This is a genomic window from Amaricoccus sp. (assembly GCF_017993425.1).
Lineage (GTDB): Bacteria > Pseudomonadota > Alphaproteobacteria > Rhodobacterales > Rhodobacteraceae > Amaricoccus.
On sequence record NZ_JAGOMQ010000023.1, the window covers coordinates 1 to 25,622 of the forward strand.

29 protein-coding genes and 3 pseudogenes are annotated in these 25,622 nt (G+C 70.8%); 24 read left to right on the forward strand and 8 right to left on the reverse strand.

What is annotated here, in order from left to right:
- Positions 1-400: 400 nt before the first annotated feature.
- The 4 genes from KBB57_RS12130 to metF all read right to left on the reverse strand — a co-directional run bounded on the left by KBB57_RS12130 (position 401) and on the right by metF (position 4,593).
- On the reverse strand, positions 401-1,195 hold the full coding sequence (locus KBB57_RS12130; RefSeq protein ID WP_290750424.1) for a M48 family metalloprotease: 795 nt from the start codon (positions 1,193-1,195) through the stop codon (positions 401-403).
- Positions 1,196-1,300: 105 nt separating this feature from the next.
- The gene (locus KBB57_RS12135; protein WP_290750428.1) at positions 1,301-2,077 is read right to left on the reverse strand and encodes an RlmE family RNA methyltransferase; all 777 of its coding nucleotides are present in this window, start codon (positions 2,075-2,077) and stop codon (positions 1,301-1,303) included.
- A complete protein-coding gene (locus KBB57_RS12140; protein WP_290750430.1) occupies positions 2,074-3,228 on the reverse strand; it encodes a Ppx/GppA phosphatase family protein in 1,155 nt (384 codons plus the stop codon). Before KBB57_RS12140 ends, KBB57_RS12135 begins: the two co-directional genes overlap by 4 nt.
- A 471-nt stretch (positions 3,229-3,699) precedes the next feature.
- Entirely contained in the window at positions 3,700-4,593 is an 894-nt protein-coding gene (gene metF, locus KBB57_RS12145; RefSeq protein ID WP_290750432.1) for a methylenetetrahydrofolate reductase [NAD(P)H], read from the reverse strand.
- Positions 4,594-4,699: 106 nt separating this feature from the next.
- Here metF and KBB57_RS12150 point away from each other — a divergent pair, with 106 nt between their 5' ends.
- From KBB57_RS12150 to KBB57_RS12175, 6 genes are all read left to right on the forward strand, one after another.
- The gene (locus tag KBB57_RS12150) at positions 4,700-5,008 is read left to right on the forward strand and encodes a virulence factor (protein WP_290750434.1); all 309 of its coding nucleotides are present in this window, start codon (positions 4,700-4,702) and stop codon (positions 5,006-5,008) included.
- A gap of 32 nt (positions 5,009-5,040) precedes the next feature.
- A complete protein-coding gene (locus KBB57_RS12155; protein WP_290750436.1) occupies positions 5,041-5,955 on the forward strand; it encodes a methylenetetrahydrofolate reductase in 915 nt (304 codons plus the stop codon).
- Positions 5,956-5,971: 16 nt separating this feature from the next.
- Positions 5,972-6,634 carry an HAD family phosphatase gene (locus KBB57_RS12160; protein WP_290750439.1) on the forward strand — a complete coding sequence of 221 codons (663 nt, stop codon included), beginning with the start codon at positions 5,972-5,974 and terminating at the stop codon, positions 6,632-6,634.
- Complete coding sequence (locus KBB57_RS12165; protein WP_290750440.1) at positions 6,631-7,590, forward strand: methyltetrahydrofolate cobalamin methyltransferase; 960 nt, start codon at positions 6,631-6,633, stop codon at positions 7,588-7,590. Before KBB57_RS12160 ends, KBB57_RS12165 begins: the two co-directional genes overlap by 4 nt.
- Positions 7,587-7,901: a DUF167 domain-containing protein gene (locus KBB57_RS12170; RefSeq protein ID WP_290750442.1), complete on the forward strand. Its 315-nt coding sequence runs from the start codon at positions 7,587-7,589 to the stop codon at positions 7,899-7,901. The genes KBB57_RS12165 and KBB57_RS12170 overlap by 4 nt, the downstream gene beginning before the upstream one ends.
- A 61-nt stretch (positions 7,902-7,962) precedes the next feature.
- Entirely contained in the window at positions 7,963-8,496 is a 534-nt protein-coding gene (locus KBB57_RS12175) for a GNAT family N-acetyltransferase (protein WP_290750445.1), read from the forward strand.
- A gap of 15 nt (positions 8,497-8,511) precedes the next feature.
- Here the strand turns inward: KBB57_RS12175 and KBB57_RS12180 are convergent, their stop codons facing one another.
- Complete coding sequence (locus KBB57_RS12180; protein WP_290750447.1) at positions 8,512-9,123, reverse strand: HAD family phosphatase; 612 nt, start codon at positions 9,121-9,123, stop codon at positions 8,512-8,514.
- A 249-nt stretch (positions 9,124-9,372) separates the two neighbouring features.
- Here KBB57_RS12180 and KBB57_RS12185 point away from each other — a divergent pair, with 249 nt between their 5' ends.
- From KBB57_RS12185 to KBB57_RS12250, 14 genes and pseudogenes are all read left to right on the forward strand, one after another.
- Complete coding sequence (locus KBB57_RS12185) at positions 9,373-10,662, forward strand: integrase arm-type DNA-binding domain-containing protein (RefSeq protein WP_290750450.1); 1,290 nt, start codon at positions 9,373-9,375, stop codon at positions 10,660-10,662.
- Positions 10,663-11,070: 408 nt separating this feature from the next.
- Entirely contained in the window at positions 11,071-11,421 is a 351-nt protein-coding gene (locus tag KBB57_RS12190; RefSeq protein ID WP_290750453.1) for a hypothetical protein, read from the forward strand.
- An 8-nt stretch (positions 11,422-11,429) separates the two neighbouring features.
- Positions 11,430-12,059 (forward strand): hypothetical protein, encoded by a 630-nt coding sequence (locus KBB57_RS12195; protein ID WP_290750456.1) that lies wholly within the window; start codon positions 11,430-11,432, stop codon positions 12,057-12,059.
- Entirely contained in the window at positions 12,056-12,364 is a 309-nt protein-coding gene (locus KBB57_RS12200; protein ID WP_290750458.1) for a hypothetical protein, read from the forward strand. Before KBB57_RS12195 ends, KBB57_RS12200 begins: the two co-directional genes overlap by 4 nt.
- A 2-nt stretch (positions 12,365-12,366) precedes the next feature.
- Positions 12,367-12,813 (forward strand): hypothetical protein, encoded by a 447-nt coding sequence (locus tag KBB57_RS12205; RefSeq protein ID WP_290750460.1) that lies wholly within the window; start codon positions 12,367-12,369, stop codon positions 12,811-12,813.
- The gene (locus KBB57_RS12210; RefSeq protein ID WP_290750463.1) at positions 12,810-13,235 is read left to right on the forward strand and encodes a hypothetical protein; all 426 of its coding nucleotides are present in this window, start codon (positions 12,810-12,812) and stop codon (positions 13,233-13,235) included. The genes KBB57_RS12205 and KBB57_RS12210 overlap by 4 nt, the downstream gene beginning before the upstream one ends.
- 15 nt (positions 13,236-13,250) lie before the next feature.
- The gene (locus KBB57_RS12215; protein WP_290750466.1) at positions 13,251-13,517 is read left to right on the forward strand and encodes a hypothetical protein; all 267 of its coding nucleotides are present in this window, start codon (positions 13,251-13,253) and stop codon (positions 13,515-13,517) included.
- Positions 13,518-14,118: 601 nt separating this feature from the next.
- A complete protein-coding gene (locus KBB57_RS12220) occupies positions 14,119-17,160 on the forward strand; it encodes a primase-helicase family protein (RefSeq protein ID WP_290750469.1) in 3,042 nt (1,013 codons plus the stop codon).
- Between the two features lie 382 nt (positions 17,161-17,542).
- Positions 17,543-17,800 (forward strand): hypothetical protein, encoded by a 258-nt coding sequence (locus KBB57_RS12225; RefSeq protein WP_290750473.1) that lies wholly within the window; start codon positions 17,543-17,545, stop codon positions 17,798-17,800.
- 213 nt (positions 17,801-18,013) lie between these two features.
- Positions 18,014-18,244, forward strand: a complete 231-nt coding sequence (locus KBB57_RS12230) for a hypothetical protein (RefSeq protein WP_290750476.1) — start codon at positions 18,014-18,016, stop codon at positions 18,242-18,244.
- The gene (locus KBB57_RS12235) at positions 18,241-19,254 is read left to right on the forward strand and encodes a hypothetical protein (RefSeq protein ID WP_290750478.1); all 1,014 of its coding nucleotides are present in this window, start codon (positions 18,241-18,243) and stop codon (positions 19,252-19,254) included. The genes KBB57_RS12230 and KBB57_RS12235 overlap by 4 nt, the downstream gene beginning before the upstream one ends.
- Positions 19,255-19,455: 201 nt before the next feature.
- Positions 19,456-19,758: a hypothetical protein gene (locus tag KBB57_RS12240; protein WP_290750480.1), complete on the forward strand. Its 303-nt coding sequence runs from the start codon at positions 19,456-19,458 to the stop codon at positions 19,756-19,758.
- 348 nt (positions 19,759-20,106) lie between these two features.
- Positions 20,107-21,057 (forward strand): annotated as a pseudogene (istA, locus tag KBB57_RS12245) (IS21 family transposase); the annotation flags it as partial.
- A 15-nt stretch (positions 21,058-21,072) separates the two neighbouring features.
- Positions 21,073-21,411 (forward strand): annotated as a pseudogene (locus KBB57_RS12250) (transglutaminase family protein); the annotation flags it as partial.
- A 57-nt stretch (positions 21,412-21,468) separates the two neighbouring features.
- Here the strand turns inward: KBB57_RS12250 and KBB57_RS12255 are convergent.
- From KBB57_RS12255 to KBB57_RS12265, 3 genes and pseudogenes are all read right to left on the reverse strand, one after another.
- Positions 21,469-22,566, reverse strand: coding sequence for a DNA cytosine methyltransferase (locus tag KBB57_RS12255; protein ID WP_367272690.1), 1,098 nt, complete (start codon positions 22,564-22,566; stop codon positions 21,469-21,471).
- Positions 22,509-23,141: pseudogene (locus KBB57_RS12260) on the reverse strand (recombinase family protein); the annotation flags it as partial. The pseudogene KBB57_RS12260 and the gene KBB57_RS12255, both read right to left, overlap by 58 nt.
- Positions 23,138-23,584, reverse strand: coding sequence for a DUF2924 domain-containing protein (locus KBB57_RS12265; RefSeq protein ID WP_290750483.1), 447 nt, complete (start codon positions 23,582-23,584; stop codon positions 23,138-23,140). The pseudogene KBB57_RS12260 and the gene KBB57_RS12265, both read right to left, overlap by 4 nt.
- A gap of 338 nt (positions 23,585-23,922) precedes the next feature.
- Between KBB57_RS12265 and KBB57_RS12270 the strand changes: the two genes are divergently transcribed.
- From KBB57_RS12270 to KBB57_RS12285, 4 genes are all read left to right on the forward strand, one after another.
- On the forward strand, positions 23,923-24,486 hold the full coding sequence (locus KBB57_RS12270; RefSeq protein ID WP_290750486.1) for a hypothetical protein: 564 nt from the start codon (positions 23,923-23,925) through the stop codon (positions 24,484-24,486).
- The gene (locus KBB57_RS12275; RefSeq protein ID WP_290750489.1) at positions 24,473-24,856 is read left to right on the forward strand and encodes a hypothetical protein; all 384 of its coding nucleotides are present in this window, start codon (positions 24,473-24,475) and stop codon (positions 24,854-24,856) included. The genes KBB57_RS12270 and KBB57_RS12275 overlap by 14 nt, the downstream gene beginning before the upstream one ends.
- Positions 24,853-25,149, forward strand: coding sequence for a hypothetical protein (locus tag KBB57_RS12280; RefSeq protein ID WP_290750588.1), 297 nt, complete (start codon positions 24,853-24,855; stop codon positions 25,147-25,149). The genes KBB57_RS12275 and KBB57_RS12280 overlap by 4 nt, the downstream gene beginning before the upstream one ends.
- Positions 25,150-25,301: 152 nt before the next feature.
- Positions 25,302-25,574 carry a P27 family phage terminase small subunit gene (locus KBB57_RS12285; protein WP_290750582.1) on the forward strand — a complete coding sequence of 91 codons (273 nt, stop codon included), beginning with the start codon at positions 25,302-25,304 and terminating at the stop codon, positions 25,572-25,574.
- Positions 25,575-25,622: the final 48 nt, after the last annotated feature.

A 25,622-nucleotide genomic window follows, 5' to 3' on the forward strand; every position in this document is an offset into this window, starting at 1 on the left:
CAAACGGTGAAGCTGACACCCGTATCATCGGCTCTCGCCTAACGGGCCGATATGCAAACAATCCAACGTCGATCAACGACCCAGACCGCCCACATATCCCTTCAATCGATATCAAACTTCAAAGAGCCCAAACCGAGGCGCGACGACTGCCCTTCCCGCTTCTCTTGTGAAGCGATCCGGACCGCCTTGCTTCCCGATTTGCCCCGCCCCGGCGTTTCGTCTTGCGACCCGTCCGCTGCGGTGGAGCGCTATTTAGGGGGCGGCCTCCGGGGGCGCAAGAGACAAAAAGCCGGGTCGCGGCAGATTCTTCGCGCAGGCCGGATTCATGCGGAAAACGCGCGAAAGCGGGCCGTTTCCGCCGCCCGGCCGTGGCTTCGGGTGGTTTCGTTGCGGCGGGGCCTCAGAACCAGGCGCCGTGGGCGGCCTTGGAGGGGCTCGGGGTCTGGCCGGCGGCCTGCTGGCGGCGAATCTCGGCCGAGGTCTGCGCCACGGTGGTCTGGCGCTGCGCCGAGGCCGGGTGGGTGGAGAGCATGCCGCCGCCGGCGGCGAGGGCGGGGCGGGCGAAGACCTTGGAGCCGCGCTCGGGGTCGTAGCCGGCGCGGGCGGCGATGTAGGCGCCGAGGACGTCGGCCTCGAGCTCGTAGCTCTGGCTGTAGGCGCGGCCGCCGAGGCTCGCGCCGACGTTCATCATGTCGTTCACCACCTCGGGCGAGGCGTTGCCGAGGGTCGCCAGCGTGCCGAGGACGAGGGCGCCGGTCATGGCCTGGGTCTGGCTCTTGGCGATGTGGTTGGCGATGTGGTGGCCGGCCTCGTGGCCGAGGATGAAGGCGATCTCGTCGGCGTTGTCGGTCACCGCGACGAGCTGGGTGGTCATCACCACCACCGGGCGGCCGTCCGGGCCCATGGTCTGGAAGGCGTTCGGGCCGATGCGGGGATCGTCGACGAGGCGGAACTGGTAGTCGCAGTATTTCGACGGGGCGTTCGGCTGGGCGTCGCGGCACATCAGCTGGGCCTCGCGCTCGATGCGGATCGAGGCGGCGCGGTAGTCGGCGGCCCCGGCGGCGACGCTGCGGCGGGCGGCGGGGAGCGGGGCCTGCGGGGCGGGGGCCGCCCCGCCCCCCTGCGCGATCTCGTAGGTCGGGCCGCAGCCCGCGAGCACGGCGGCGGCCAGCGCGGCGACGAGAGGGCTCTTCATGGTCGGGCTCCGGGCCGGATCTCGACCGCGAATGTCGGGGCCCGGAGCCCGGTTGTCCAGTGACGCAGCCGTGAGAACGCGGGGCTGTTCACGCGTGAAAATTCGCTAAGTTATTGATTCTTCGTGAGGCGGCCTGTGGACGGCGCCGCGGAAGCCGGTCGCGACCACGTATTTCTCCGACGAGTCCTTGCGGCTCGCCGGCGGCTTCACGTGGACGACCCTGGCGTATTCCCGCTGGAGCCGCGCCACCAGCGCCGGGTCGGCGCCGCCGCCGAGCACCTTGGCGACGAAGGCGCCGCCGGGCCGCAACGCCGCCGCGGCGAAGTCGGCCGCCGCCTCGCAGAGCCCCACGATCCGCAGGTAGTCGGTATGCGGATGCCCCGACGCCGCCGCGGCCATGTCGGAGAGCACCACGTCGGCCGGCTCGCCGAGCCAGGCGAGCGTCGCCGCCTCGGCGTCCTCGGCGAGGAAGTCCATCTCGCGCAGCTCCGCCCCCTGGATCGCCTCGATCGCCTGGAGATCGAGCCCGATCACCCGCCCCACGGGGCGGTCCGGGCGCTGGCCGAGGGCGTTGGTCCGCGCCACCGCGACCTGCGTCCAGCCGCCCGGCGCGGCGCCGAGATCCACCACCCGGGCGCCCGGCTTCAGCAGGCGATGCTTGTCGTCGATCTCGATCAGCTTGTAGGCGGCGCGGCCGCGATAGCCCTCGGCGCGGGCGCGCTGCACGTAAGGGTCGTTGAGCTGGCGCTCCAGCCAGCGGGTCGAGCTGAGCTTGCGGCCCTTGGCGGTCTTGACCCGGACCCGCAGCGCGCGCCGGCCGCGCCCGGACCCTGCGCCTCCCGAACCCGCCCCGCCGGCTCCCGCCCCGCCCGGGGGCGTCACGACAGCGCCGGAGGCGCGTCGGCGGGACCGGGATGCGTCGGCTGGGCGACGAAGACGCCCTTGGCGCTCATCATCTGGAACAGCATCCCCTCGCGCAGGCCGCGATCGGCGACGCGGATCGCGTCGGTCGGCCAGACGCGCAGCAAGGTCTGAAGGATCGCCGCCCCCGACATGATCAGCTCGCAGCGGTCGCGCCCGAGGCCGGCGTCGTTGCGCCTTCCGTCCGGGCCGAGGCGCAGGAAGCGCTGGATCACCGCGTCGATCGCCTGGGTCGAGAGCGTCATGCCATCGACCTTGCGCCGGTCGTAGCGACGCAGGCCGAGATGGGCGGCGCCGACGGTGGTGACCGTGCCCGAGGTGCCGATCATCTGGAACGCGCCCGCGGCGCATTCCGGCGGCTCGGCGTAGGGGCCGAACTCGCCGAGCTGCTCCTCGAAATACCACGACATCAGCGCGAAGCGCGCCGCGTCGTCCTCGACGTCGGCGAAGCGGTCGTGCAGCGTCGCCACGCCGAGCGGCACCGAGATGAAGTCGACGACCCGCGCCGCGCCCGACCGCGAGGCGCGGCCCTTCAGCTCGAGGTTGACGATCGCCTGCGCGCGTTCCTCGGGATCGACCTCCGCGAGGTCGATCCAGACCAGCTCGGTCGAGCCGCCGCCGATGTCGAAGACGAGGACCTGCTCGCTCTCCGGCGCGACCAGCGGCGCGCAGGAGATCACCGCGAGGCGCGCCTCCTCCTCGGGGCGGATCACCTCGAGCCGCAGCCCGGTCTCGCGGGCGACCATGGCGAGGAAGTAGTTGCCGTTCTTGGCGCGCCGGCAGGCCTCGGTGGCGACGAGCCGGGCGTTGCTGACGCCATAGCGGCGCAGCTTGTCGGCGCAGATGTCGAGGGCCTGGAGGGTGCGGGCGATGGCGCCGCGCGAGAGATGGCCGGTGCGCTCCAGCCCGACGCCGAGGCGGACGGATTTCGCGAAGGCGTCGACGACGCGGAAATGCCCGCCGTCGGGGGTGGCGATGAGCATTCGACAGCTGTTCGTGCCCAGATCGAGGGCCGCAAACAGCTCCGGTTCAGCCTGCGCAGGCCGCCGGTCATGGCGCGGCAGCGCCACCTCGATGGTTTCCTGCGCAGCCTCGTGCGAGTCCTGCGCCATATCTCTGTCGATGCCGTGTGTGCGGGGATTCCCGCAGCGTTAAGGAAAGGTTACATGATGGGCGCAGCCATAGCAACCGGAAGGGTGCGTGCGCGAAATAAATGCAAAGGTCCCGGGACGGCGGGGCCGTTGCGGGGGTCGGCGTGTCCGTGAGATGGCCGAGCGGGCCGCGCCGGCCTTCCGAATGAAGGGCCAAAGTGTTGACCCACAAAAGCTGGCGCACGTCTTACAGCGTGAACCCAACTTGCGCGCAAATATATTTCGAAATATTTTGAGTATGAACGGTGAAAATCATTGCATCGTTGGCAGCGCCGCATTTCGCGGCGCCGCTCAACTCACTTCGAGGTTCCGCCGCCCCCGCCCGTGCCGCACCACGTCGAGCCGGGCGACATGCGCATGTCACCCGGCAGGCGTCGCGGGAGAGACCTTCCCGCTCGGGAAATCCGAAGCCGCGGGAAGTCAGTCAGGCGATCACGCCACGCCCTGCCCCGCCGCGACGGCGAGCGGCTGCGCGGCGTAGCCGAGCGCCTGGGCGACGTCGAAGGTCAGGTCGGGATTGTTGAGCGTGTAGAGGTGGAGATGCTCCACGCCCTCGGCGATCAGCGCGTCGCACTGGTCGCAGGCGATCGAGACGGAGAGGAGATAGGCGTCCTCCGCGGTCTCCGCCCGCTCGAAGGCCTTGCGCATCCAGACCGGCACCCGCGCCTGGCAGCGCGCCGCGAAGTTCGTCATCTTGGCGAAGTTCTCGACCGGCAGGATGCCCGGCTGGATCGGCGCCGAAATCCCCGCCGCCGCGCAGGCGTCGCGGAAGCGCAGGAAATCCTCGACGTCGAAGAAGAACTGCGTCAGCGCCGAGGAGGCGCCGGCGTCGACCTTGCGCTTGAGGTTGTCGATGTCGGCGCCGAGGCTCGCGGCCTCGGGGTGCTTCTCCGGATAGGCGGCGACCGCGATGTCGAAATCGCCGGCCGCGCGCAGCGCCGCGACGAGCTCGGCCGCCGAGGCGAAGCCGTCCGGGTGCGGCTCGAAGCGGGTCGCCCCCTTGGGCGGATCGCCGCGCAGCGCCACGATGCGGCGCACGCCGAGCCGGGCGTAGTTGCGCGCCACCTCCAGCGTCTCCTCGCGGCTGGCGCCGACGCAGGTCAGGTGCCCCGCGACGTTGAGCCGCGCGCGCTCGACGATGGTCTGGATCGCCGCGATCGTGCGGTCGCGCGTCGTGCCGCCGGCCCCGTAGGTGACGGAGACGAACTTCGGCCCGAGCGGCGCCAGACGCTCGACGGAGCGCCAGAGGCGGAGCGAGCCTTCAGGAGTGTGCGGGGGAAAGAATTCGAACGACAGGCTCGGGAGAGCCCTGGAGGTCTTGGTCATGGTGCACCGGTCCGAACCGACAATGAAGTTTGCGAGGGGGACGATACCGCTGGAACGGCCGTCCCGCAACGATTATCTCGCGGACGCGGGAGAGGAGTTTCCGACAATGCCCGATGTGACCATCGTCTACTGGCGCGACATCCCGGCGCAGGTGATCGTCGGCAGCGGCCGGCGCGCCGCCAAGGTGCAGCTGCCGGAGCGATTCGAGCAGGCGATCGACCGCTGCGCCATGCGGGTCGGCGCGCGCGACGCCGACGCCTACCTCGCCGAATGGCGCAAGGGCGAGCCCTACGGTGTCGATGGCGAAGCGGCAGATGTCGCTTCCGGCGAAGCGGCGCGGCTGGAGGCGCTGTATACACCGGATGCGCTTCGCGAGCTGATCGCGAACGACGGCCGGGCGGCCCGCGAGGGCTGAGGCCGAAGACCCCGAGAGCTGGAGCGACCGAGATGGCGAGCATCCTGAACTTCGTCCGCCGGCAGGCCGCGCCCGCGCAGCCGGAGCACGACCTCGCCGGGCTGCTCGCCGGCTTCTCGATCGAGGTGATGCCGCGGACCGCCGCCAAGGTCGAGGACTTCCGCGCGCTGCTGCCGCAGGGGACCCGGGTCTACGTCGCCCATATCGACGGCGCGACCGACGAGGCCGAGATGGCCGCCACGATCCGCCGGCTGGCCGACGAGGGCTTCGAGCCGATGCCGCACGTGCCGGCGCGGGGGGTGGAGAGCCGCGCGGCGCTCGACCGGCGGCTGGCGCTCTACGCCGACGCCGGCGCGACCGGGGCGCTCGCCATCGCCGGCGGGATCGACGTGGCGCGCGGGCCCTACGCCGAGACGATGGCGATGCTGGAGACCGGGCTCTTCGACGCCCGCGGCTTCCGGCGCATCCATGTCGCCGGCCACCCCGAGGGCAACGCCGACATCCCCGGCGGCGAGGCGACCGCGATGGCGGCGCTGCGCGCCAAGGCGGGGTTTGCGGCCGAGACCGACGCGGCGATGGCGATCGTGACGCAGTTCGTGTTCGAGGCGGCCCCGGTGATCGCCTGGGCGGGGCGGCTGCGCGAGGCGGGGATCGGGCTGCCCGTCCATGTCGGCGTCGCCGGGCCGGCCAAGCTGCAGACGCTGATCAAGTTCGCCATGGCCTGCGGCGTCGGGCCGTCGCTGCGGGTGCTGCAGCGGCGGGCGGCCGACCTGACGAAGCTCGTCGCGCCCTTCGAGCCGACCGAGGTGCTGGCGGCGCTGGCCACGGAGAAGGCGGCCAACCCGGAGTTCCAGGTCGAGGCGGCGCATGTCTTCCCGCTCGGCGGCATCGCCCCGGCGGCGGGCTACGCCACCTCGGCCTCGGTCCCGCGCCGCGCCAGGGCCTGACCGCCGCGCCGCAGCCATGATCGCGCTGCTCCTCGACCTCGACGGCACGCTCGTCGACAGCGACCACCTGCACCACGCCGCCTTCTGCGACGTGCTCGTGGAGGCCGGCCGCGCGCCGATCCCGATGGCGGACTACAAGGCGCGGATCATGGGCCAGCCCAACGCCGAGATCGCCGGCTGGCTCTTTCCCGGCGACCCGCAGGGCCATGCCCGCGTCGACCGCAAGGAGGCGCTGTTCCGCGCGCGGCTGGGCGCGCGGGTCGAGCCCGTCTCCGGCGTCGCCGCGCTCCTCGACTGGGCCGGGGCGAACGGCGCCCGCACGGCGGTCGTCACCAACGCGCCGCGCGCCAACGCGCTCGCCATGCTCGCGGCGGCGGGCCTCGACGGCCGGCTGCCGGAGCTTGTCGTCGCCGAGGAATGCGTCCGCCCGAAGCCCGATCCGGCGCCCTACGTCGAGGCGATGCGCCGGCTCGGGGCGACGCCCTCGCGCTCGGTCGCCTTCGAGGACAGCCGCTCCGGCATCCGCGCCGCCCGCGCCGCCGGGGCGCTCACCTTCGGCATGACGACCGGCCTCGCCGCGGCGGAGCTGTTGCAGGCCGGCGCGCATCACGCCATACCCGACTTCACCGCCCCGGCCCTCGCGGCCGCCCTCGCCACGTTGAAGGCCACAGTCGCATGACCCGAACCACCGTCGAATCCCGGTCGAAGACCGTCGTCATCGGCTTCGACCAGCCGTTCTGCGTCATCGGCGAGCGCATCAACCCCACCGGGCGCAAGAAGCTCGCCGCCGAGCTCGAGGCCGGCGACTTCACCACCGTCGAGGCCGACGCCATCGAGCAGGTCGCCTGCGGGGCCGCCGTCCTCGACGTCAACTCCGGCGCCGTCTTCACCAACAAGATGGCCGAGGATCCGCGCTACGCCGACAACAACTTCGTCGAGCCGACGCTGATGCCCGAGCTGGTCGCCCGCATCCAGGCGGTCGTGGACGTGCCGCTCTGCATCGACAGCTCGGTCCCCGGCGCGCTGAAGAACGGGCTGGAGGCCGCGCAGGGCCGCCCGCTCCTCAACTCGGTCACCGGCGAGGAGGAGCGCCTCGAGCTGGTCCTGCCGCTGGTCAAGAAGTACAACGTCCCCGTCGTCGCCATCTCCAACGACGACACCGGCATTTCCGAGGACCCCGACGTCCGCTTCGCCGTGGCGAAGAAGATCGTCGAGCGCGCCGCCGACTTCGGCATCCCGGCCCACGACATCGTGGTCGACCCGCTGGTCATGCCGATCGGCGCCATGGGCACGGCGGGCCTCCAGGTCTTCGCGCTCGTACGCCGGCTGCGCGAGGAGCTTGGCGTCAACACCACCTGCGGCGCCTCGAACATCTCCTTCGGCCTGCCGAACCGCCACGGCATCAACGCCGCCTTCCTGCCGATGGCGATCGCCTCCGGCATGACCAGCGCCATCATGAACCCGGTCCGCCCGCAGGAGATGGAGGCGATCCGCGCCGCCAACTTCCTGATGAACAACGACCCCTGGGGCGCGGAGTGGATCCGCGCCAACAAGCCGCCCGCCGCCGAGGGCGACGACGGCGCCCCCGCCGACGGCGCCCGCGGCCGCCGCGAGGGCCGCCGCCGGCGCGGGTGAGCGCCGGCCTCCCCTGGCGCGAGGTTCCCGGCGGCGTCGAGCTGGCCGTGCGGCTCACGCCGCGGGGCGGGGCGGCGCGGGTCGAGGGGGTGCGCGCGGAGGCCGGCGGGCCCTGCCTGCGCATCCGGGTGCCGGCCCCGCCGGTGGACGGCGCCGCCAACGCCGCGCTCGTCGCCTTCCTCGCCGAGGCGCTCGACCTGCCGAAACGCGACGTCGCGCTCGTCGCCGGCGAGCGCGCCCGGGTGAAGCGGGTCCGTCTGACCGGCGCCGGCCTTGGCCCGCGCCTCGCCGCGCTGGCCCGGGAGGGCTGAGGCCGGCGCCACGAGACGCCGGCCCGTGCTATGCTTGGCTCGCCCGCAGCAGGACGCGCCCATGCCCGAGCCCCGGATCCTCTCCCTCGACCGCGACGCCGACCCGCAGGCGCTCGACGCCGTGCGCGACCTCATGCGCCGCTTCGTCGAATGGCAATGGGTGCGCCACGCCGCCTGGCGTCACCTGATCGACCGCTACTTCGACCCGGCCGTCTTCGAGGCCGAGCTGGCCGGCCTGCCCGGCGCCTACGCGCCGCCGCGCGGCCGGCTGCTGCTCGCGCTGGCCGACGGGGCGCCGGCCGGCTGCGTCGCCCTGCGCGACCTCGGCGACGGCGTCTGCGAGATGAAGCGGATGTTCCTGCCGCCCGAGGCGCAGGGCCGCGGCTTGGGCCGCGCCCTGTGCCTGCGGCTGATCGCCGAGGCGGAGGCGGCGGGCTACCGCGCGATGCGCCTCGACACCGGCGCGCTCCAGCACGAGGCGAAGGCGCTCTATGCGAGCCTCGGCTTCCGCCGCATCGCCCCCTACTACGAGACGGACGCCGAGATGGCCGGCTTCCTCACCTTCATGCAGCGCGACCTCGCTCCGGACCCGTAGCGAGGCCCGGAGCCGTCACGGCAGCAGGCCCCGCGTGCGCAGCGCCTCGGCGAGGGCCGGGGCATCGACGAAATGGATCGCGTCCATGCCGACGGCGCGGGCCCCGGCGACGTTGGCGGCGGAATCGTCGATGAACACGCAGTCGGCCGCCGCGAGGCCGTTGCGCTCAAGGAACAGCCGGAAGATCGCCGGGTCGGGCTTGGTCATCCGCTCGCGCCCGGAGACGACGACGTCGCGGAAACGGCCGAGGAAGGCGTGGCGCGGCAGCGTCTCGGCCCATTTCTCGGCGGAGTAGTTGGTGATCGCGTAGAGCGGCCGGCCCGCGGCGTCGAGCGCCTCGAGGAGCGCGACCGACCCCGGGACCTCGCCGGTGATCGACTCGATCCAGCGCGCGTCGAACGCCGCCGCGGTCGCGGCATGGCGGGGCTGCCCGGCCGCGATGGCGGCGACGCCCTCGGCCCAGCTCCGCCCGGCGTCCTGGGCGAGGTTCCACGCTGGAAAGTCGGTGTCGGCGAGGAAGGCGTCGACCGCCGCCTCGTCGGGCAGCAGCCGCCGCAGCAGCGCCCGCGGCTCCCAGCGCAGCAGCACGTTGCCGACATCGAAGACGATCGCGGCGGGACCGCTCACGCGGAGGCTCCTTCGGCGGGGGGACCGCTGGAGGCGACGACCGGAATCGAACCGGTGTGCACGGATTTGCAATCCGCCCGGACGCCCCAACGAACTCAAGCTCATAGCATCGATAGTCGACCGATAACCTATTGCTTCCTTGACAATAAAGACCTATTTTCCGGCCGTCAACCGGTGCCGACCCGGGGGCGATTTCACCCTTGATTTGTCACCGCAGAGTCACCGCAGAATTTACGGGAGCCCGAAGCCATGACCGCCACTGCCGCCATCCGCGCGAGGATCGGCGCCGCCACCGCCAGGACCGCGAAGCTGCCAGAGGGGGCGCGGGAGTTGATCGTCCGCGATGACCTGCTCAAGGGCTTCGCCCTGAGGTGCTACGCCTCGGGCTCGAAGACCTACGTCTATGTCAACCGCGTCGCGGGAACCGTGACCCGCAGGACCGTCGTCCTCGGCGACGCCGCGGCGATGACCGCCGCCGAGGCGCGCGCCGCCGCCGAGAAACAGCGGGTCGCCTTCATGGCCGGGATCGACCCGGTGGCGGCGAAGGAAGCGGCCAAGGCGAAGGCGGCGGCCCTGGCGGCAGCCGCGGTGAGCGTCGGCGTCGTCGCGGATCGCTACGTCGCCCTGCATGCCGACGGAGCCCTGCCGACGCAGAAGCGTGCGCCGAGCCGCCGCGGTGCGGGAAGCGAGGCCGGCGACGTCCGACGGGCGCTGGCGGTCGAGATCGGCGAGGGCGCGGGCAAGATCGCCTTCGGCAGCCTGAAGGTCGCCGACGTGACCATCGCCCACGGCAGGGCGCTGCAGGCCGCCGTAGGCCACCTCGCGCCGGAATCACGGAAACGCATTTACGGCGCGGCGCGGCGCGTCATCGGCCACGCCGTGGGTACGGGCGTCCGCGACGACAACCCGCTGATGCACCTAAAAGCGCCGGCGGGCAGCGAAAAGAGAACGCGCTGCCTGTCGCCCGAGGAAGTGCGGCGCATCTGGACGGCCGCGGGCGACCTCGGTGAGGCGGGCCAGGTCGTCAGGTTCCTCCTAGCCCAGCCCGTGCGGCTTTCGATCACGCTGGGCATGCAGGTCGGCGACGTCGATCTCGACAAGATGACGTTGAAGATCGACGAGACGATCGAAGGGAACAAGTCCCGCGACGCCTGGGTGCTTCCGCTGACCGCGCTTGCCGCCGAGGTCCTCCGCGACCGCGTGCAGGGCAAGCCCGCCGACGCGAGGGCGTTTCCGGGCGTCGACCGGATGACCTCCGGATTTAAGGCGAGGCTCGACAAGGCGGCGAGCGTCCACGGCTGGCAGATCCACGATTTGCGGAGAACCGCGGCGACGCTGACCGGCGACGCCGCCGAAACGCTCGACGAGGCCGCATTCGATTTGTGGCTGATGCACAAGCGCGGCGGCGTCCACGGCACCTATCAGGTCAGCCGCAGAGTCGCCGCGATGCGGAAGGCGGCGGCTTTATGGAACTCGACGTTGCAGGAAATCCTCGACCCGAAGGCCAGCAACGTCGTCCCGCTCACCCAGGCCGGCTAAGGCGAAGGACGGGCGGAGCCGAAACTCCGCCCTCCCGCCGGTCCACGACAGCGTTGCCTGGCCAAGCCACGCCACGCCCCGTGTCATCCCTCCGCCGTGCCGCGGGCGCAACCTGCTCGTCGCCGTCACATTTTAACGCCCACGCCGCCTGAAAGACGAACCTTGCCCCGCGGGAGCAAGGTAGATCGCTGACACGTCCGAGCGCAATAAATTCCGCGTAACGTTATGGTAATAGTCAAGGGCAATGTCAGGGGCAATGTCAAGGGCAGAAAATAGTCTCGTCAGAATAGCCGGATTTAACCGCATACGTCGCCGTCTACCGGCTATCGTGGCCGGCTTTTCTACACTTGACTGCCACCGTTTTGGTGCTATCCGCTTTCGATCACCGAAGAGCGGAGGGCGTTATCCATGCGAACGGAGAGTGACGACCAGTCGGGCCGGCAGGTCAGGCGGGCGCAGGGCGGGCGGAAGGCTGGCCTGGCGAGGACGGAGCAGCAGGCGGCGGCCGAGCGCATGCCTGGGCGGCTCGTGGTGAACGCGGCCGACGCGGCGGCGCGGATCCGGGCGCGGGGCGTCGCGATGCGGCCCTCGACGCTCGCGGCCATGCGCACCCGCGGCGGCGGCCCGGCTTATCTCAGGCTGAACGCGCGGGCCGTCGTCTACCCGCTCGACCTGCTCGACGCCTGGCTCGACGAGCGCCTCGCCGGCCCGGGCTTCGGCAGCACGGCCGAGGAACCGGCGCGTCGGGGGGCGCCATGACCGCGCAAATGACCAAGGCCGAGCGCGAGGAACTCCGCCGGATCCTGCGTGCCCGCGAGAAAGTGCAGAAGTCCGCGGCGGCCGTGCGCTCGGCCGAACTGCTCGCTGACTTTGAAAACACCCTGGCGAGTGAGTTCAGCTTCGACGACGACGCCGTCTGGGAAGAGGCGCAGCGCGAGGCGGCGGCCGTGGTGGCGAAGGCCAGCGCGACCATCGCGGTCCGGTGCCAGGAACTCGGCATCCCGGCAAGGTTCGCTCCCGGGCTCTCGCTTGGCTGGCGTCACAACGGATATGACAACGCCGTGGGCAAGCGCCGCAGCGAACTGCGCCGGGTGGCCCAGACCAGGATAGAGGCGTTGGAACGGGCGGCCATCCTGGCGGTCGAAACCTCCACCGTCGAGGCGCTGACGCGTATCGCCGTCGACGCGTTGGAGTCCGAGGCGGCGCGGGCCTTCATCGCCGCCCTGCCGACCGTCGAGGCGATGATGGAGCCCTTGAGCTACGAGGCGATCGCCGGACCCGCGGACCCGCCGGTTGTCGAGCAGTTGGTCTCCCCGGGCGCGCTGCGGCAACAGCGCCACCGCGACCGTGTCAAGGCGTTACGTAACGCCGACGTAACGTCCCCGGGTGACGCATGACCGCCCACGCCCCGTTCCGCCTCGCCGAGGGCGTCCGCCTCGATGCGGACACCGCGCACAGGTTCGCCAACAGGGACATCGGTGCAATGACCGCGCGGTTCGCCAGGCTGGCGTCACGCCCGGCAAGCAGCAGGCGCGGGTTGCCGGGCAAGCCCGGGGTCGGGGCGCAGCGCCTCGCGCGGCAGTTGGTCGCCGGCATGCGCGAGGTCGTGCTCGCACATCTCTACGAGCCCCGCGCAGGCGTCCTGTGCACCGTCACCGTCATCGCCACCGGCCAGGCGCGGACGCGGTCCACGTCGCCCTGACGATGGCGGCGGTCTGCCACAGCGCGTGGGAACTGCTCGGCGGCCCGATCCGCGGCCGGCCTGTGACCTACGCCGCGCGTCACGCCGTTGCGCGCAGCCTCGAACGGCTGGGCCTCACCTCCGCCGGGTTGTTCGGATCGTTTGCACAGCGGATGCTGTGGTGGATCGTCGCCGCGGCAATGCAGGGCGGCTTCGGCGACGAACTGCTCGTGCCGGTCGGCGGTCGGGGAATGGCGCGCTGCTCGTTCGACGCGGACGAGGGGGCATTGCGGGTCGACACCGTCGTCGCCGTCAGGCCGCGCTCACGCAAGGAGGCGACGCGCGCGGAGATCGTCGCCCTGCTGGCGTCCGGCACGCCGAGGACGGTGCTGCGCGCCGGCGACGACGCCACGGCGTGCGAATGGATTGCGCGCAGCAACGCCGCACGGGCGGCAAAGGAGACGACATGACCAACGACTCGACCGACGACATGCCGGCATGGCTCCAGGCCCGGCTCCAGGCCAGGATCCTCGAAGAATGCGAAGACCTGCTGGCCTTCGCCGCCGCCCGGCACGCCGCCGGTGAGACCGATCGCAGCGCCATCCTCGCGGCGTGGGAGGAGGCCTCCGCCTGGGACGGGGACGAGCACAAGGCCGCGGACGTCGACGAGCGCACGGTCGCGGACGTCGATCACACGCTCTCGGAGGCGGCATCTGCCCAGGTGAGCGATCTTGCCCGGAGCCTGTTGACCTTTGCCGCCCAGCACGCCGGCGACGAGACCAGCCCCCGCGCCATCTTCGCGGCGTGGGCGGAAACTGTCGCCGGCCTGGACGAGAGCGAGCAAGCACGTGGCCGCCGACTTCATGATGGCCCTCGGCGAGGCGTGGGTTGAGGCGGTCCACCGCCTATGACCAGCCCGAAGGTCAGCGCACTCAAGGGCCACGGCGCGACCTCCGCCGTGACCGGCGTCCGGACGGCGAGCGCAGCGGTCGCCGCGACGGCCAGGAGCCGACTCGGCGCCGTCCGGCGTGCGCTCGACGCGACCAGGGAGCCGTTGGTCGGCTTCGGCGGCGGCGCGAAGTTCGTCCAGCATGCCGACGCTTTGGCGGAGATCGACCGGCTGATCGCGCAGGTCGATGCGCTCGACAGGGCGCTCAGGGCGGCGGCGTGGTGACTGCCGTATCGAGCCGTAACGGACAATGGATCCGTCGTCCGCCGGCAAATAGCCTGGCGTGTTCAACGCGCCGCGCGGACGGGCCTGCGCTGCGGCGCCCGTCCGGTGTCATTTGGAGGGCTACGATGGCGGAAACCGGGGCGGACAGAGGCCCGGACCGTCCGGCCGGGGAGCCGCCCGCCCCTGCGCCTGACCGGCTGTCCACGAAAAACTCGCTTCGCCGCAGTTGAGTGTCTTCCCGCCGATCCGTACTGCGACAAACAGGCGTTCGTTTAACCTAAATCTGGTATTTCAGGCGGTCTTCCCCTGACAAAATAAAACCTGAGGGCGAGCAACGATGGTTTTAGTCAAGGGCAGAATACTTGATTTTTGGCAGAGGCAACTTTGGCGTTGAACGCCAAATCGCGCCAGAGGCGATCTGATCGCTGGCTCTTGGTGGAGCGTTCTGTGATAATCGGCAGGCAGGCCGGAAGGGAACCGACCTGCCGCTGGTCCGAACAGGACGGCGCCACCCATGCTACGAAAGGGCCGTCCTTGGCTGAGAATACCGCCCCGGACTCCGGGGATCAAGCCCGACGGGGCAGGCTGGCGGGAGCGCGCCATGGCCGCGCCTGAGCCGAAAGCGGGCGCCTCGACGCTCGACACGATCGTCGAGGCCTACCACCAGAAGCCCAGGACAGGCGGCCGGCCCGCCGACGCCGTGACGCTGGTCGTCAACGACCAGGGCCGGCTCAACAAGCGGTTCACGCGCCTGACGAAGGACGCGGTGACGAAGGACGGCGCGACGAAGCTCGTCGAGGGACACGCCATCGTGGTCCCCGTCCCGGACGAGGCCGCCCTCGCCAAGCTCCTCTGGCTCGTCGGCCAGCACGTCGATGCGGCGCTGATTCTCGGCTATCCCGCCGACGCGCCGAAAGGCGCCTTCCGCGTCCTGTCATTGGCGCGGATGGCGCAGTCCCTCGGGCTCGATGCCGACGCCGACGAGGACAAGCTGACCGGCTGGCACACGGTCGACGGCCAGCCGGCGATCTGCCGGTTGAAGGCGAACATGCGGCCGTCGTCGTGGATCCTGTTCGACCGCGACGTGCCGCCCGGCGCGCCTCCGGAATGGGCCAGCTGGACAATCGATGAATGGATCGCCCAGGTCGCGGCCGTGATCCCGGGCTTCGCCGCGGCCGGAAAGATCATCCTCCCATCGACGTCGAGCCGCGTGCTGGTGGACGACGTCCCCTTCGCCAGCGCCTCGACTCACATTTTCGTCCAGGTCGAGGATCCGGCAGATGTTCAACGGTTCGCGCGGGACGCCTTCATGCGCGCCCTCGACGCCGGGCTCGTCTGCATGCGCCCGAACCGCGCGAGCGCCGATCGCGGCGACGGCGTGAAGGCCGGCGACATCATCGGCCATACGCCGACGACGATCTGGGATCGTGCCGCCGTCGGCGCGGAACGGCTGGTCTACGACGGCTGCCCCGCCACGTCCGGGCCGGGACTGACCGTGGCCAGGACGAAGCTTTATACCGACGGCGACGGCGACGGAATCCGCCTCGACACCGCGCTCACCTTGCCGGTCGAGTTGGAATCCGTCGAGCGCATCCGCACCCAGCGCGGCATTGCGCATGAGGCGGTGAAGCGCCGGGACGGCGGAGCCGACTTCATCCTGACCGACACCCTGCTTCGCCTCGCCACGAAGATCGTGACGAAGACTGGCGCCGTCGCCGTCGCCGACCTGTGGCTGACGCGGGGCGGCGGGCGCGTCCGCTGCCAGGCGCCCTTCCGTGACAGCGCGTCGTGGGCCGCCTTCGTCGGCTGGCATGCGGACGGCACGCCGTTCGTCTTCGACAGCGGATCGCAGACCAGGCACAGGCTGCATCCCGACGACGCAAAGGGGCCGCCGCCCGACGCCTTCTGGAAGGCCGCGGAGGCGGCAGGGGCCGCGCCGGTGGCGGCGGGCAGCGACGAGAAGGTGAAGACCGCGTTCGCCGCGTGGTGCCGCGCCGCCGGCCGGCACGGGCTCGCGAAAGAGGACGTGGCCCTCCGGGCGGAGCAGGCCGCCAGCCTGCTCAAGCCGCACGTCGGAAAGGCCACGATCGCCGTGCTGCGCGCGATGATGCGGAAGATCGCGGCGGACGAGTTCAAGGCGAGGACCGAGCAGGCCCGCAGCGAACTCGACGAACACTTCGACCGGATCAACGAGCGGCACTTCGTGCTGGCCCTGGGCGCCGACATCGTCGTCGCCGAGTTCGGCCGGTCGCACGGGCGCGAACTCCTGGTCGCCCGGAAGAAGGGCGCGTTCTTCGACATGCTCGCGCCAGTCCAGGTACAGATCGGCAAGATGTGGCTCCAGGTAGCCCCGCTGTGGTTCCGCAGCCCGAAGCGCCGGCAGTACCTTGAGGGTACCGACATGATCGCCAACGGGCCGACGCCGGCGGGCGTGCTGAACCTCTGGCGCGGCTGGCCGGTCGATACCGACCGCACCGGGATCGCCGGATGCCGGCGCACCCTTCGGCACTTGCGCGAGGTCATCTGCGGCGGAAACCGCGCCGAGTTCCGCTACCTGCTGCGGCTTCTGGCCCGATGGGTCCAGGAGCCCGGCCTCCCGGGCATGGTCTCCGTCGTGCTGCTGGGCGAGCCCGGGACCGGCAAGGGCGTTTTCGGCAGGTTGATGGTCGATATCTTCGGTGCGCATGGCCTGCACTTGCTCGACGTCGAGAGCTTCCTGGGCCGGTTCACCGGTCACCTGGCGACGGCAGCCTTTGCGTTTCTCGACGAGGCGCTGTTCTCGGGCGACCCCAGGCAGGCCCAGGCCCTGAAGGGCCGGATAACCGAGCCGGTGATCAAGATCGAGATGAAGGGCAAGGACGCCGTCTGGATGCCGAACCGGACCAAGGTGATCATCGCCACCAACGACCAGAGCGCCGTGCAGATCGAGCAGCAGGACCGGCGGGCTTTCGTCCCGTCGTTCTCGAACGCCCGCCGGGGCGACAAGGCCTATTTCGACGCGCTGCGCGCCGAGGCGGAAAGCGCCGACGGGAAGGCCGCGTTCCTGAGCTTCCTGTTGCGGCTCGACATCGGCGCGTTCGATGCGACATCGGAGCGCCCGGACACCGCCGGGCTAGCGGAGCAGAAGGCGCTGACGTCGACGGACGTCGACGCCTGGCTTCTCGACGTGCTCGACTCCGGCCTGATCGGCGAGCGCCCGACGCGCGACGACGCCAGCGGCTGGCGGCCGATGCGGGCCGTTCCCGATGAACCGGCACAGGCGTCGCTCTGGCGGTCGGCGCAGCCCGCCGGGAACGGCCCCCGCGCGGCCGCGGGTTCCGGTCCCCGCGGGGCCGGGGGGGAGGCAGGCGACCAGGCGCCACCCTGGGATGCGTGGGAGGCGCACCGGGTCGAGGGTGCGAAGCTGGACGTCTTCGAGCACTACAGGCGCTGGCACGCCCAGGCCGCAAACCGACGGCGCACGGCCCGCCCGCAACCCTACGAGTGGTTTTTTCGCAGGATCAAGGACGCCCTGGGCGACGCTGTCATGCTCAGGGACGTCGGGACCGACGACAGGGGGCGGCTGGTGCGATTTGCGACGCTTGACCGCTGCCGGGCCGCGTGGGCGACGCGCCGTGGTGGGCGTCGGGAATGGCTTGGCTAGGCAAACCGGGCGGGGGCCTTCGCCAGCGCCACGGAGACTCTCGCGTTGGTCGAGCCGGTAACCTCTTAGTCGCCCGCGGGTTGAACTCCGCAGCACCATGCGGCTCCAGCATGGTGTTTTGTTCCTACGAACTAAAAACACCGATCCGATTCTACAACCTTTAGGCCGGGCTGGCGTTGTCGCTCTACGCCTGGTTGTAAAGAAAGGCATATCCCTTTCCTTCCTCCTTCTCAATGGTGGAGATGGTGTGTATGGTGATATTATTAAAAAAAATAAGCCGGTTAGGAACCACCACCATTTTTTGGACGGCGGAAATGGTGGGGGATCGTGGTGCAGGGGCAGCCCAACCGGCCCACCCGGCCCGAAGCCAGGAGAGCCGCCAATGATCGACCCGAAGGGCCTCTACGCCGACCGACTCCGCGAGCCGCTGCCTGGCTGCCGGCATCTCGCGTTCGGCCCGTACCGAGGCCAGCGCCGCCGAGGACGTGGCGCGGGCGCACCCGGCCCGGGCGGTGAAGCTGATCCTCGACGCGGGGTTCAGGCGGAATGGCAGGAGCGGGTGACGCGCGAACTCGGCCAGGTCCACTGGGACGAGACGATCCTGACGCTGCTGGAGGATCGGGCGAGGGAGCGAGGTTGACGATCCCCCGGTCGTTGCCCACTGGGGGCGCTTCGTGTTCGGCGCCTGCAAAACGCATGGCGCCGGGCTGGCATCGGCAGGCAATCGCGGTCCGGCCGACTTCGCGGCACGCCGGTGGTCCGGCTTTGCCCCGCCTGATCGCGCGTAAACGGCTCCCACGATCCCGATTTCGTGCCGATTGACGGGAGTCGCCGCGCGCGCGATGATTCGGCCATGAACGACGACGACTTCCCCGACCCCCTTGGTCTTACCCGCGAGGAACTCATCCTTAACTTGATGACCGACCCGGAGCCGCTCCGGCGGCGGAGATATCCCGGCGGGCAGTTATGGGACAAGCGCGTCAACCGCCAGCGCCCGACCGGCTGGTACGACCGTCCGCCCGCGCGTCGGAGCCCGCGGACGGAATGGATCCAGCGATGCCGGCGTCTGGGCGTCAAGCCGTGACGATCATCTACGCCGACGACGACCAGGCGCTCGCCGGATTGTCCGCGGCCGAGATCCGCAGGATGACGCCGCGTCCAGGGCCGGGCCTCTTCGACGAGTTCACTGGCGAGCACGTCGGGGAGCTTGTCGCCAAGGCGCGCCAGCGGGCCGCCTGGTCCAAGCGCCGCCAGGCCGCCGCGCTGCACCGCTGGGCCACCTGGGCCGAGTCCAGGCTCACATCGCCCGGGACGCCGCGCAACGCGCCCCACAGCCCGCCCCAGGGCCCGCCCCCGGGGCGGCGAAATTGGAGGACACCGGCATCATGCAGCCCCGACAAGATGACCGAGGCCGCCTTCACCAGCATCGACTTCGTCGTCCGCCGGGCGTTCACGCTGCTCGGGCGCAGCTACCGGCGCAACGACGTTCTGCCCGACGACGTGCCGGCCTACTTGTGCGCGAGGCTGGTCAGCGTTGGTAAGGTGCACCAGCGGCTCTCAAGGAACGGGAAGGTCGAGTTTGCCCGCCTGCCCGTCGCCGAGCGTCTGCGCCGCGTGCCGCCGACAAACAGGACTACATCGCCGACCAGGATGACATCGCCGGCGCCGGCACCAACGAGGGCTTCTTCACCCGCGCCGGCCGCGTCGATCGTCGACCAGGCGATCGATGACTTCGTCGCCCGCACCAGGTCGTCGGGGGAGCGCCAGGTCGAGTATCGCGTCGAGCGGGTCGTCGCAGATCCCGACCAGGTCGAGGTCGCCGCCACCCCGAAGCGCCGCCGCAGCCGCCCGCCGAAGGACTTCGACCCCATCCCCATCGCCGACACGCCCGAGATCGCCGCCGCCCGGAGGCAGGCCGCCAGCGCCGCCCGCGGCGCGCGCAGGAGGGCGCAGGTGGCGCGGGAGAAGGCCGCCCAGGTCGCGCAGGAGGTCCCGGCGCAGGCGCGGGGAGCCGTAGACGTCATCGCGCCGGCGCCGACTCCGCGGACGCCGCGCCGGGGCAAGCGGCTGACGCTGTTCGAGCGCGGCGCGTAGACCCGCAGCGGATCACAGATCCGTCGCGCGCCGGCTGAACCTGCAGTGAATTCAGCGTCCCGGAGCCGTGCAACGCCGCCAGCGGTGTGGCTCCGGTGACATGTGCCGGCCGACGCCCGCCTTTTGCCCCGCGGGGGCAAAGAGGCGCCTTTTGTCGCCGTCTACTTCGCGGCCAACGGGTTGCCCCGCGGGAGCAACGACATGCGTACGGATCGTCTCGCCCGCGCGGACGCGGGCGTCGTGGTTGGCGTTCTGCCGGTCGACCGGGCGGACGCCGTGACCGACGGGCCCAACCTCGACGGGTTGTCCGCAGCCGAGATCCGCGCGATGACGCCGAAGCCGGGGTGGGGGCTGCTCGACGCGTTCGACAGCGCGTACTTGCGCGAGCTTGCCGGGGCCGCCTGGCGGCAGGCGCGGTTCGCCCGGCGCGAGCACGCGATCACCGCGAGGGTTTTCGCCAACCGGGCTGAGGCGCTGGCCGCCGAAAAGGAGCGGCGGAGATGATCTCCGTCTTCACCGGCCGCCGAGGCTTCCGCCTGCTGTCCCCGGCAACGAGTTGCCGGGGCCGTGCCGATCGCGGCTGGTGGGTCACCGGAAGGCGCAGGCGCCCCTCGGGATCCTCTCCTGCGGCGCGTCGATCAGGGTGCGAGTGGGGCGACAATCTGGGTGAGAGCGATGCTCGGGGGTCGGACCGAAGGTAGGGCGTAGCCCGACCGTAGGTCCGACCCCCGAGCATCGCTGCGCCAGCCTTGGGGCGGGGCGGCGTGGTGATCGCAGCCGGTAGGGCTATGCGGGTGCTTTCCCAGTTCGGAGGAGCCTCGCGTGCCCGGCCGCCACGTGACCGATCACCAGATGAGGCTCTTCATGACCTATCGCGCGACCGCCCCGGTACCCGTCGCCGCCGCCAGGGCCGGGTTCAGTCCGGCCACCGGCTACCGCATTGAGCAGGACCCGCGTCCGCCTTCGGAGAAGCGTGGCCCGCGCGGGCGGCGGCGGCCCGATCCGCTGACGGAAGTCTTCGACGCCGAGGTCGTCCCCATGCTCAAGGCGAGCCCGGGGCTGCGTCCGGTGGCCGTGCTCGAGGAGCTGCTGCGCCGGCATCCCGACCTCGGCGCCGGGATCCGGCGGACGCTGGAGCGGCGCATCCGCCAGTGGCGGGCGCTGCACGGCCCCGAGCGCGAGGTGATCTTCCGCCAGGTCCACGAGCCCGGGCGGCTCGGCCTGTCGGACTTCACCGACCTCGGCCACCTTGGCGTCACCGTCGCCGGCGTGCCGCTGCCCCACCGGCTCTATCACTTCCGCCTCGCCTTCAGCGGCTTCGAGCACGCCCATGTCGTGCTCGGCGGCGAGAGCTTCGTGGCGCTCGCCGCGGGTCTCCAGGACGCGCTCTGGGCGCTCGGCGGCGCGCCGCGCGAGCACCGCAGCGACAGTCTCTCGGCGGCCTTCCGCAACCTCGCGCCGGAGGTCGACGAAGACTGGACCGTCCGCTACGCCACGCTCTGCGACCACTACGGCATGGCCGCCAGCCGCAACAACCGCGGCGTCGCCCACGAGAACGGTGCGATCGAGGCCGCCCATGGCCACCTGAAGCGCGCTCTGGAGGACGCCCTGCTGCTGCGCGGCTCCCGCGACTTCGACACTCTCGCCGACTACCGCGGCTTCGTCGACGCCCTGGTCGGCCGCCGCAACGCCCGCAACCGCCGGCGCATCGACGCCGAGCGGGCCGCCCTCCAGCCGCTGCCAAAGCGCCGCGCCGAGGACGGCGAGGAGGTCATGGTCACCGTCACCTCCTCGGGCGGCTTCGTCGACCGCACTGGCGTCTGTCGCGACTTCGCGCATCTGGCAATCACCCTGTGCCGATGCATGAACATTCCTGCACGATACTGCGCCGGATATCTGGGCGATATCGGGGTGCCCCTTGATCCGAACCCGATGGACTTCAGCGGCTGGTTCGAAGCCTACCTCGGCGGACACTGGTACACCTTCGACGCCCGCCACAACAAACCCAGGATCGGGCGCATCCTGATGGCGACCGGGCGCGATGCGACCGACGTCGCCATCACCACCAGCTTCGGCAGTTCGCGGCTGGTCGACTTCCAGGTCATCACCGAAGAGGTCGGCGACGGAGACGCCAGGACGCGCTCCGTCGAGGATTGATGCGAACGCGGCACTCTCGTCTCTGTTGAATCGGCCGCGCGCCGAAGGCGGTGTCTGTCAGGCCACCCGGGTCAGACAGGGGTGCAGGATCGGATCGAGGATGTTCTCGGCGAGGTGCTTGACGACCGGCACGGCGACGCCGTCGCCGGCGAGCTTGTAGGCGTCGTTGTATCGCGCCGGCAGGACGTAAGTTTCGGGCAGTCCCATCAGCGTCGCCGCCTCGCGCGCGGACAGCAGCCGCGCGCGGACGTTGTCGCCTTCGACGACCAGCACGGTCTGCCGGCTCGATCCGCCCGCGGGCGTGCGCAGGCAGCCGGCCACGCCGTCGAAGCGCGCCTCCGCCCGCTGACGCCGCATGCCGTGGGCGTCTTTTCGGGTGCGGCGATAGACGGTCCCGACAACCCGGCAGCCGATGGCCTGCGCCGCCGCCACCTTGGCACGATTGCCGACGCTCATCATTGCCAGCAGCGCCTCGACCCCGGCCGCCGAGCGCCAGCTCGCGTCCGGCGGGTCCGACCCGAGGAGCGCCTCGAGGCTGACGTTTCGCGCCGCCGGCGAGGGCAGCCGCCACCAAAGCCAGGCCTCCGCCGCCGCGGTCGACAGACGCCGCTGCGCCGCGATCAGCAAGGGCGAATGCCAGAGGGCACCCGGGCCATCGGCCGTCAGCGCCGCGGGAATGCCGAGATCGCCCCTGACCCCGATCAGGAACACGCGCGGCCGCGACTGCGGCAGGAAGTGGACGGCGTCGACCACGAGCGCGCCGAAGCGATAGTCGAGATCGGAGACGGCCTCGGCAATGGCCCGAAAGTCGCGGCCGCCGTTGCTCGTCAGCGCCCCGCAGACGTTCTCCAGCGCGATGAGCTTGGGGGCGCGTCCGGCGCGGCGCAGCTGGCGCACCAACTCCCAGAACGGCCGGAACGCCCCGCTGCGCGCTCCCGCGAGCCCCGCGCCGGGACCGGCGAGCGAGAGATCCTGACACGGGAACGACGCCCAGACCAGATCGGGGGTGACGTCCGGCAGGTCGCCAAGCCGCACGTCAGCGACGTCGGGAACCAGCAGCTCCGGCCCGCCGTCATGATTGGCGCGGTAGTTCTCCGCCTTGCGAGGATCGATGTCGTTGGCGAGCCGATCCGCACGAACCGCTCGAAGATCGATCGGACAATCGCTGCGTCGGGCTCGGACACCACGAGCTTCCGGTCCTTCACGACGTAGCCGAGCGGGACGTTGCCACCCATGAAGATGCCCTTAGCGCGCGACGCCCTGATCTTGTCCCGGATGCGCTCGGCGGTGACCTCGCGCTCGAACTGGGCGAAGGAGAGCAGGATGTTGAGCGTCAGCCGCCCCATCGAGGTCGTGGTGTTGAACGACTGGGTGACCGAAACGAAGGTGACGCCGACCCGGTCGAACACGTCGACCAGCTTCGAGAAGTCCATCAGCGAGCGCGAAAGCCGGTCGATCTTGTAGACCACGACGACGTCGATCAGCCCCTCCTCGATGTCGGCAAGGAGCCGCTTCAGCGCGGGGCGCTCCAGCGTTCCGCCGGAGAAGCCGCCGTCGTCGTAGGGCTCGCGGATCAGCGCCCAGCCCTCGGAGCGCTGGCTGGCGACGTAGGCCTCGCAGGCCTCGCGCTGGGCGTGCAGGCTGTTGAACTCCTGCTCGAGCCCCTCCTCGGTGGACTTGCGGGTGTAGACCGCGCAGCGCAACTTGCGGGTGATGGCCGGCTTGGTCATGCCGCGCTCGCGTGGCGTTTGACGCCAAAAAAGGTGAGCCCGTTCCACCGCGTACCGGTGATGGCGCGGGCAATGGCGGAGAGCGAGCGGTAGGGCCGGCCCTGCCATTCGTAGCCGTCGGCGAGCACAGTCACGGTGTACTCGACCCCCTGATACTCCCGGATCAGCCGGGTGCCCACGACCGGCCGCGCGTCGTGGCGGATGCGCCGGGTAGCGATGTTGTCGCCGTCGTAAAGGTCGCCGAGCGCCTCGAGGCGCTTCCGCGTCTCGGGCTTCAGCCCGCCATAGGCGAGCTCCTGGATGCGGTAGGCGAGGCGGTTCTCCAGGGCGCGGCGGTTGAACTGCGGCGGCTCGGTCTCGAACAGCGCGCGCCACTCGGCCCTCAGTTCCGGCATCGGCATGGTCTTCAGCGCGGCGAGGCGGGCGGGGATCGGGTCGGTCATGCGACTCTCCGTCGGGGGCGTTTCGCATGACCGCTCCGGTCGGGCGGGATGTGTAGCGAACTCTCTCCGCCGTCAGCAGATACTTGGCTTGACTGCCGGGCGCGGAGGCGGATCATGCCGAGCGCGAGCAGGCGGCAGGTCTCGGCGCGGCGTTCGGCAGGGGTCAGGAGGCCCGGATTGATCGCGTTGGGAATAACCATGGTCCTGGCGCGTTAAGCTTCACAGGACTTCTACTCACGCCGCTCGCATTTCGTCTCACCGGGCGGCGCCTTGACCTTCGGATTGCCGGCCGCGCCCGATTATCGGGGCGGGTTTTCGTAGTCATGGAGCGAGTTGTCGTGCCCCGAAATCTCAGGAAGTTCGTGAACCCGAAGTTTGTTCGCACCGTCGATCTCATCCTTCTCCGCCGGCTCCTGGAACGCCATCGAAGCCAGATGCCAGGTTTCGACTTCGCCGTGTTCCAAGGCGAGCCCACGCTGGCGCGTGACGCCGTCGGCGCGCTGTTCATGGGCCCGGAAGCCGAGTGTCCGGAGGGCCTGGTGGTGGACATTCACCACCTTGCCGAGGTGGGCTGCGACGCGGGGCTCGATCTTCTGATCGCCGAGGCAAGGCGAAACGGCGTCGACCTGATTGCGCGAGGGACGGAGCCGGTTCTGCAGGATCCCAAGCACGTCGCCTTGGTCGCCTATCTCGACCACCGCCCAATCTTCGACGTTGCGGCCGACCGGATCGCTTTCCTGCGATGCTCGACGGTGGCGGAGCTGCTCGGCCGGGATGCCGACGCCGTGCCGCGGCTGGACGAGGCGGCCGTCGAGATGTTTCGACGGACCGCGGCGGAGATTTTCGAGGCCGACCTTCATGGCGACCTGTGTCGCGTGACGTCGTACCATGACGACGACTGAGGTCGTGTTTGTCGTCACGCACAGCAAGCCGATCGTGACCGTCCCCGTTATCGAGAACGGACGCGAGACGACGAGCTGCTGGCGTCCGCTGCATCAGGCGCGCATGGCGTTCGTCGCGCGTGAGGGGCGGCTGAAGATCGGCGGCGTCAGCAAACTGAGGCGCGCTCGCCTGCCCGACCTCTCCGATCGGACGGCGGCCTTCCTGACCCTCGCGCGCCGGGTCGTGGACGCCCCGCGACAGCGGCGGAACTCCGAGGCTACGCGCGTGGGAACAGGATCACGTTTGTCGCGCCGCGTCCGGCGGAAACGGCGCGGCGGGCGTTTGCGGCCGCGAGCGACATCAAGCTGGTCGAGACGGGCCATGCGTTGAAGCTTGAGGAAGACGCCGGTCTGAGCCTGAGCCTCGAGGCTTTCTCTGACCCGGGAACCGAGCCGAGGCTTCTGGTCGATCTCGTCGGCGGCAGGATCAAGGTCGACGGCGCGGACCAATCCGTGAGCGGCCAGGCGTTCAACTTGCACAAGCTCCTCCTCAAGGCGCTCCCGGAGCAGAGCTGGATCAGCTCGGCTGAACCGCGCCGGGTTTCCCGGAGGCTCCAACGTCTGAGAGATTGGAGCCATGGAGACGAAGAGGACGGTGAAGCCCTATCCGGCCGAGTTGCGTGAGCGCGCGGTGCGGATGGTTCGGGAGCAGGCTCGGGAATGGCGGCGGCTCGCCGGCGCGCTGCACCGCATGGGGGTGCTGACCACGATCGACCGCGCGGCGCTCGCCGCCTACTGCCAGGCCTGGGGCCGCTGGGGTCGAGGCGGAGGAGAAGCTGAAGGAGGGGCCGGCGCTCTACCGCACCCCGAACGGCCACGTCCAGCAATCGCCCTGGCTCGGCGTCGCCAACCGGCAGCTCGAGCTGATGGGCCGGTTCATGGTCGAGCTCGGCATGACGCCGGCGGCGCGCAGCCGGGTCGCGGTCGCCGAGACCGCGGCGTCGGCGGAGCCATTGCGGATCGAGATCGTGACCGTCTGCGAGGATCCGCCCGATCCGCCCGCCGCGGCCGCGCCGTCGCAGATCGGCCGCGAGGGGAGGCAGCGGTGAGGCCGGCGACGACGCCGCGTCCCCGGCCGCGGGAGGCGGCGCCGCCGC

Bases quoted from the DNA above. Each gene is read 5' to 3' on its own strand.
- KBB57_RS12130 (WP_290750424.1), bottom strand. From the start codon at position 1,195: ATGAAGAGCCCTCTCGTCGCCGCGCTGGCCGCCGCCGTGCTCGCGGGC.
- KBB57_RS12140 (WP_290750430.1), bottom strand. From the start codon at position 3,228: ATGGCGCAGGACTCGCACGAGGCTGCGCAGGAAACCATCGAGGTGGCG.
- metF (WP_290750432.1), bottom strand. From the start codon at position 4,593: ATGACCAAGACCTCCAGGGCTCTCCCGAGCCTGTCGTTCGAATTCTTT.
- KBB57_RS12150 (WP_290750434.1), top strand. From the start codon at position 4,700: ATGCCCGATGTGACCATCGTCTACTGGCGCGACATCCCGGCGCAGGTG.
- KBB57_RS12155 (WP_290750436.1), top strand. From the start codon at position 5,041: ATGGCGAGCATCCTGAACTTCGTCCGCCGGCAGGCCGCGCCCGCGCAG.
- KBB57_RS12160 (WP_290750439.1), top strand. From the start codon at position 5,972: ATGATCGCGCTGCTCCTCGACCTCGACGGCACGCTCGTCGACAGCGAC.
- KBB57_RS12165 (WP_290750440.1), top strand. From the start codon at position 6,631: ATGACCCGAACCACCGTCGAATCCCGGTCGAAGACCGTCGTCATCGGC.
- KBB57_RS12175 (WP_290750445.1), top strand. From the start codon at position 7,963: ATGCCCGAGCCCCGGATCCTCTCCCTCGACCGCGACGCCGACCCGCAG.
- KBB57_RS12185 (WP_290750450.1), top strand. From the start codon at position 9,373: ATGACCGCCACTGCCGCCATCCGCGCGAGGATCGGCGCCGCCACCGCC.
- KBB57_RS12190 (WP_290750453.1), top strand. From the start codon at position 11,071: ATGCGAACGGAGAGTGACGACCAGTCGGGCCGGCAGGTCAGGCGGGCG.
- KBB57_RS12195 (WP_290750456.1), top strand. From the start codon at position 11,430: ATGACCAAGGCCGAGCGCGAGGAACTCCGCCGGATCCTGCGTGCCCGC.
- KBB57_RS12200 (WP_290750458.1), top strand. From the start codon at position 12,056: ATGACCGCCCACGCCCCGTTCCGCCTCGCCGAGGGCGTCCGCCTCGAT.
- KBB57_RS12205 (WP_290750460.1), top strand. From the start codon at position 12,367: ATGGCGGCGGTCTGCCACAGCGCGTGGGAACTGCTCGGCGGCCCGATC.
- KBB57_RS12210 (WP_290750463.1), top strand. From the start codon at position 12,810: ATGACCAACGACTCGACCGACGACATGCCGGCATGGCTCCAGGCCCGG.
- KBB57_RS12215 (WP_290750466.1), top strand. From the start codon at position 13,251: ATGACCAGCCCGAAGGTCAGCGCACTCAAGGGCCACGGCGCGACCTCC.
- KBB57_RS12220 (WP_290750469.1), top strand. From the start codon at position 14,119: ATGGCCGCGCCTGAGCCGAAAGCGGGCGCCTCGACGCTCGACACGATC.
- KBB57_RS12225 (WP_290750473.1), top strand. From the start codon at position 17,543: ATGATCGACCCGAAGGGCCTCTACGCCGACCGACTCCGCGAGCCGCTG.
- KBB57_RS12230 (WP_290750476.1), top strand. From the start codon at position 18,014: ATGAACGACGACGACTTCCCCGACCCCCTTGGTCTTACCCGCGAGGAA.
- KBB57_RS12240 (WP_290750480.1), top strand. From the start codon at position 19,456: ATGCGTACGGATCGTCTCGCCCGCGCGGACGCGGGCGTCGTGGTTGGC.
- KBB57_RS12265 (WP_290750483.1), bottom strand. From the start codon at position 23,584: ATGACCGACCCGATCCCCGCCCGCCTCGCCGCGCTGAAGACCATGCCG.
- KBB57_RS12275 (WP_290750489.1), top strand. From the start codon at position 24,473: ATGACGACGACTGAGGTCGTGTTTGTCGTCACGCACAGCAAGCCGATC.